The following is a 6,116-nucleotide window of genomic DNA, read 5'->3' as shown; positions in this document are numbered from 1 at the left end:
GGGTGGACCGCTCGCTATGGTCGGTTCAGGTCGGACGGGCCCGTATCGTCGAGTCCTCACCTCAGTGCGGAGGCGTCATGGACAAACAGCAGGAGTTCGTGCTGCGAACTCTCGAAGAGCGGGACATCCGCTTTGTGCGGCTCTGGTTCACCGACGTCCTCGGGTACCTGAAATCCGTGGAGATCTCCCCGGCCGAACTTGAGGGGGCACTGTCCGAGGGCATCGGGTTCGACGGTTCGGCGATCGAGGGTTTCGCCCGGGTGCACGAGGCGGACATGCTCGCCCGGCCCGACCCGTCCACGTTCCAGGTGCTGCCCTGGCGGGGCGAGCACCCGCTGACCGCCCGGATGTTCTGCGACCTGGTCATGCCGGACGGGGGGCCGGCGGCCACCGACTCACGCTGGGTGCTGCGGCGCACGCTGGCGCGGGCAGCCGATGCCGGATTCACCTTCTACACCCATCCGGAGATCGAGTTCTTCCTGCTCAAGGAGCCGCCCAAGCGCGGCGGGCCGATGCCCCCGCCGGTCGACGAGTCGGGATATTTCGACCTGACCCCGAACGACATCAGCCACGACTTCCGCCAGCAGGCGATCAGCATGCTGGAACGGCTCGGTATCTCGGTGGAGTTCAGCCACCACGAGGTCGCGCCGGGGCAGCAGGAGATCGACCTGCGATACGCGGACGCGCTCACCATCGCGGACAACATCATGACGTTCCGGCAGGTGGTGAAGGAGGTCGCGCTGCGCCAGGGCATCTACGCCACGTTCATGCCCAAGCCGTTCGGCGACCAGGCGGGCTCCGGGATGCACACGCATCTGAGCCTGTTCGAAGGTGACCGCAACGCCTTTCACGACCCGACCGACGAATACCAGCTGTCCAAGGTGGCGAAGTCGTTCATCGCCGGGCTGCTCACCCACGCCGCGGAGATCACCGCGGTCACCAACCAGTGGGTGAACTCCTACAAGCGGCTGATCGGCGACCAGCAGGCCGGTGAGGTGCTGGAGGCGCCCGCGTACGTGTGCTGGGGGCACAACAACCGTTCCGCGCTGGTCCGCGTCCCGCTGTACAAGCTGCACAAGACGCAGGCGACCCGGGTCGAGTTCCGGCTGCCGGACAGCGCCTGCAACCCGTACCTGACCTTCGCCCTGGTGCTGGCCGCCGGGCTGCGTGGCATCCAGGGTGGGTATGACCTGCCCGCACCGGCCGCGGACGACGTCTGGATGCTCACCGACGAGGAGCGTCGCGAGCGGGGGATCGCCGCCCTGCCCGGATCGCTTTCGGACGCCATCACGGTGATGGAGGGTTCGGCGCTGGTGCGAGAGACCCTCGGCGACGAACTGTTCGCGTTCTTCCTGCGCAACAAGCGGGCCGAATGGCAGGACTACCGGCGGCAGGTCACACCGTTCGAGATCGACCGGTACCTGCCCGTGCTGTGATCTCGCAACGGCACGGCGCCGCGGCCGGTGGGATCGACCATCCACGGGGAAGTTCGGTCGGCGCGCGGCTCGCCCGCCTCGGCTTCACCGACGTCGACCGGGTGGCCGCCGCCATGCGACGGCTGGCGCTGCTGCCCGCGGACGGAACCGGAACCGGAGCTGGAGCCAGCGGCGGAGCCGGAACTGGCGGCGGAACCGGAGCTGGCGGCGGCGGAACTGACGCCGGAGCTGGCGGGTTCAGCCACCCGGTGGTCGCCGCCCTCGCGGCCTCGGCCGATCCTGATCTGGCGCTCGGTGGGCTGGAACGGCTGATCGACGCGCTGGGTCCGGTGGACGGACCGGGGCTGCTCGCCGGGCTCGCGGCGCGGCGGGGCCTGCGGGAACGGCTGTGCGCGGTGCTCGGCGCCAGCCGGGCCCTGGGTGATCATCTGGCGCGCCGTCCGGGGGACTGGCAGGTACTGGACGCGGACGACCTGGCGACCGGACGGCCCGACGCGGCCCGGACCCGCGCCATGCTGCTGCGGGCGGTCGGCGCCGACCCGGACGCGCCGACTCCTCGGGCCGCGGCCGACACCACCGAGATCCTCGACGAGCTACGGCTGGCCTACCGCCGTGAACTGCTGACCGTCGCCGCCCGGGACCTGACCGGCGCGGTCGCCCTGGACGACGCGACCGCCGAACTCGCCGATCTCGCCGGCGCGGCCGTCGACGCGGCCCTGGCCATCGCCCGGGCGGGTCTGCCGGCCGAGTCCGCGCCGGTGCGCCTGGCCGTGATCGGGATGGGCAAGTGCGGCGGCCGCGAGCTCAACTACGTCAGCGACGTGGACGTCGTGTTCGTCGCCGAGCCGCCGAACGTCGAGGCTGACACCGGGGCTGGCCCCGATGCCGACGCCGACGCCAAAACCGATGCCGGGGCCGGGGCCGGGGATGGTCTCGAGGCGACGTTGCGGACGGCGGCGCGGCTGGCCGAGGGGTTGGTGCGGGCGGCGGGGCTGGTGACGTCGGTGGGGGCGCTGTTCCAGGTCGACACCAACCTGCGCCCGGAGGGACGCGACGGAGCCCTGGTACGCACGCTCGAGAGCCATCTGACCTACTACCGCCGCTGGGCGCGGACCTGGGAGTTCCAGGCGCTGCTGAAGGCCAGGCCGATCGCCGGCGACCGCGACCTCGGCGACCAGTTCTGCGCGCGGGTCGCCCCGCTGGTCTGGACCGCGTCCGCCCGGCCGAACTTCGTCGCCGACGTCCAGGCGATGCGCCGTCGGGTCGAGTCCACGCTGTCCCGGACGGAGGCCGACCGTAACCTCAAGCTCGGCCCCGGGGGGCTGCGTGATGTCGAGTTCGCGGTGCAGCTGCTGCAACTCGTCCATGGCCGGGCGGACCCGAAGCTGCGGGAGAACGCCACGCTGGCCGCGCTCGACGGCCTCGTCCGCGGCGGGTACGTCGGGCGCCGCGACGCCGCCGCGCTCGCCGACGCCTATCGCTTCCTGCGCACCGCCGAACACCAGTTGCAGCTGCGTAACCTGCGCCGCGTCCACACCCTGCCCGGGGGCGAGCCCGAGCTGCGCTGGCTCGCCCGGTCGATGGGGATGCGCACGGCGGCGGAGTTCGAGGCCGCCCGGACCAGGATCGCGCACACGGTCCGCTCGATGCACGAGCGGTTGTTCTACCAGCCGCTGCTGGAGGCGGTGGCCCGGCTGTCCACCGAGGAGATCCGGCTTTCCCACGCCGAGGCGGCGCAGTGGCTGACCGCGCTGGGATTCGTCACACCGCAACGGTCGCTGCGCCACATCGAGGCGCTGACCAGCGGGGTCAGCCGGACCGCGGCGATCCAACGGCATCTGCTCCCCACCCTGCTGCCGACCTTCGCGGACGGACCGGCCCCGGACGCGGGGCTGCTGGCCTACCGTCAGGTCAGCGAGGCGCTTGGCCGGGTGCCGTGGTACCTGCGGTTGCTGCGTGACTCGGTCGGCGCCGCCGACCGGCTGGCCAGGGTCCTCGCGACCAGTCCGTACGTCGCCGATCTGATGGCGCAGGCGCCGGAGTCGGTGCGGCTGCTGCGGACCGAGGCCGATCTGGTGCCGGTGTCCCGCGAGGCGCTGTCGCGCACGCTGCTGGCCATCGTGCACCGCAACCCGGATTCGGCGGACGCGGTCGGACGCGGACGGGCGGTGCGTCGGGTGGAACTGGTCCGGGTCGCCTGCGCCGATCTGCTGGGCCTGCTCGACGTCGTCGCGGTCGGCCGGGCGCTCAGCGACGCCGCGGCGGCCACCATCACGGCCAGCCTGCTCATCGCGCAGCGCGGGGTCGCCGGGGGCGACCCCGAGCGGCTGCCCGTGCGGATGGCCGTCATCGCGATGGGACGCCTCGGCGGGGACGAGATGTCCTATGTCAGCGACGCCGATGTGGTCTTCGTCCACGCGCCCCGGGACGGACACGGCGAGCAGGAGGCGGGACGGGCCGCCGCCGCGGTCGTCGGCGAGCTGCACCGGCTGCTGTCGCTGCCCGGACCGGATCCGGCGCTGCGCCTGGACACGGCGCTGCGTCCGGAGGGCCGCAGCGGTCCGCTCACACGCACACTCGAGGCCTACGAGGCCTACTACCGGCGATGGTCACGGGACTGGGAGTCGCAGGCCCTGCTGCGGGCCAGGCCGCTGGCCGGCGATCCGCAGCTGGCCTACGGGTTCTGCCGCCTCATCGACGCGGTGCGCTACCCGCAGGCACTGCCGGCGACGGCGCTCGCCGAGATCGTCCGGCTGCGTGGTCGGATGCGACGCGAACGGGTGCCCCGTGGCGTCGACCCGCGGCGGCACCTGAAGTTCGGGCCCGGCGGCCTCACCGACGTGGAGTGGGCCGTCCAGGTCCTGCAGCTGCGGCATGCCCGCGCGCTGCCGTCGCTGCGGACCACCTCGACCCTGGACGGGCTGCGCGCGGCGGTCCGTACCGGTCTGCTCGGCGAGGGGGACGCCGGTGATCTGCAGGCGGCCTGGCTCTCGGCCGCACGCATCCGCGGTGCGGGCACCCTGGCCGGGCGACGCGACCCCGATCTCGTCCCGACCGACCCGCGGGAAGCCGAACGCACGGCCCGGGCCGCGGGGTGGCCCGCCGGGGGAGGCGCGGACCTGTTCGCCGAACACCAGCGGCTTACCGGGCGCGCCGACCGGGTGGTGCAGGCCATCTTCGCCCGCGAGCAGACCGCGGGTTTCGGCTGAGCCAGTGCCGTCCAGGGTCAGTGCCGTCCAGGATCGCCGAAGGCCGGCTGTCCGAGGGCAGGAGTCCCGGACGGCCGGCCTTCGGCTGTCGCCTCACGTCGCGGTACACACCGTCGCGGCGCCGCGGAGTACATCGAGAAGCCGGGGCGACGTGCTCCCCCGCACGAGCGCCCCGGTTTGAGTCCGGCTGGCCAGATCAGATCAGATCGCAGATCAGGTCCGGATCGGGCCGAGTGGAGCGGAGAGGAAGGTCAGACGCTCGCGCCGGCGGTGACACCCACGAGGGTCGGGGTGCCCTGTTCCGGCACGAACAGGGTCGGCTTGTCACCGGCCAGCGCGCTGCAGCAGGTGTCGACCATCAGGGCGGAGACCAGGTACGGGTCCATGTTGGCGTTCGGACGACGGTCCTCCAGCCAGCCCTTCTTCGCCTTCTCGACCGCCCACGGGATACGGACGGACGCGCCGCGGTCCGAGGCGCCCCAGGAGAACTTGTTCCAGGGGGCGGTCTCGTGCTTGCCGGTCAGCCGGTCCTGGATGCCGGTCCCGTAGTGGGTGACATGCTCCAGAACGCGGGTGCCCAGCGCCTCGCAGCAGGTGACGATGGCGTCCCAGCCGGCCATCGTCTGCTTGGTGGAGAAGTTGGTGTGCGCGCCGGCACCGTTCCAGTCGCCGAGGATCGGCTTGGCGGCGAAGGACACCTCGACGCCGTAGTCCTCGGAGATGCGGTGCAGCAGCCACCGGCCCAGCCAGATCTGGTCGCCGATCTCGGGCGTCGGAAGCACGCCGATCTGGAACTCCCACTGGCCCATCATGACCTCGGCGTTGGTGCCCTCGATGGCGAGGCCGGCGTCGAGGCACGCCTGGGTGTGACGCTCCACGATCTCGCGGCCCGGCATCTTCGAGCCGCCGACGCCGCAGTAGTACGGGCCCTGCGGCGCGGGGAAGCCGACCTCGGGCCAGCCGTAGGGACGGCCGTCCTTGAAGAAGGTGTACTCCTGCTCGATACCGAACATCGGCGACATGTCGGCGTACTTCTCGGCGACACTGCGGCTGAACGCCCGGGTGTTGGTCGGGTGGGGCGTGAAGTCGGTCAGTTCGACCTCACACAGCACCAGCCGGTTGTCACCGCCCCGCAGGGGGTCGGACGTCACGAAGACGGGACGCAGCACGCAGTCCGAGTTCGATCCCGGCGCCTGGTTGGTGCTCGAGCCGTCGAAGCCCCAGATGTCCGGCTCCTGGCCGTCCTTGACGATGCGCGTCTTGCTGCGCATCAGGGGGTCGGGCTCGGTGCCGTCGATCCAGATGTACTCGGCCTGATAACTCACTCAACTACTCCCCGCTGTTGATCCTGCACCTGACGGAGCGACTTTGTGATCGGTCTGGGGGAGGCCGACCCAGGCCGCGGTGACGGAGGGTTCGGTCGGAGTTTCGTCGGGCCTGGTTACCGAACCGTTCCGTAATTGTTAATTCT

At 71.6% G+C, this 6,116-nt stretch carries 3 protein-coding genes; 2 read left to right on the top strand and 1 reads right to left on the bottom strand.

Annotated elements, in window-relative coordinates:
• Window positions 1–77 precede the first annotated feature (77 nt).
• Together glnA and G6R24_RS17220 are read left to right on the top strand one after the other, a co-directional pair.
• Window positions 78–1,436: a type I glutamate--ammonia ligase gene (gene glnA, locus G6R24_RS17225; RefSeq protein ID WP_163550251.1), complete on the top strand. Its 1,359-nt coding sequence runs from the start codon at window positions 78–80 to the stop codon at window positions 1,434–1,436.
• Window positions 1,433–4,645 carry a bifunctional [glutamine synthetase] adenylyltransferase/[glutamine synthetase]-adenylyl-L-tyrosine phosphorylase gene (locus tag G6R24_RS17220; RefSeq protein ID WP_225438651.1) on the top strand — a complete coding sequence of 1,071 codons (3,213 nt, stop codon included), beginning with the start codon at window positions 1,433–1,435 and terminating at the stop codon, window positions 4,643–4,645. The genes glnA and G6R24_RS17220 overlap by 4 nt, the downstream gene beginning before the upstream one ends.
• Before the next feature lie 251 nt (window positions 4,646–4,896).
• On the opposite strand, the gene glnII is transcribed toward G6R24_RS17220, so the two are convergent.
• The gene (gene glnII / locus G6R24_RS17215) at window positions 4,897–5,970 is read right to left on the bottom strand and encodes a glutamine synthetase GlnII (protein ID WP_163550249.1); all 1,074 of its coding nucleotides are present in this window, start codon (window positions 5,968–5,970) and stop codon (window positions 4,897–4,899) included.
• Window positions 5,971–6,116 lie beyond the last annotated feature (146 nt).

Source organism: Candidatus Frankia nodulisporulans, from assembly GCF_902806475.1.
Taxonomy (GTDB): Bacteria; Actinomycetota; Actinomycetes; order Frankiales; family Frankiaceae; genus Frankia; species Frankia umida.
This window is presented reverse-complemented; position numbering and strand designations above follow the sequence as displayed.

Bases quoted from the DNA above. Each gene is read 5' to 3' on its own strand.
- glnA (WP_163550251.1), top strand. From the start codon at position 78: ATGGACAAACAGCAGGAGTTCGTGCTGCGAACTCTCGAAGAGCGGGAC.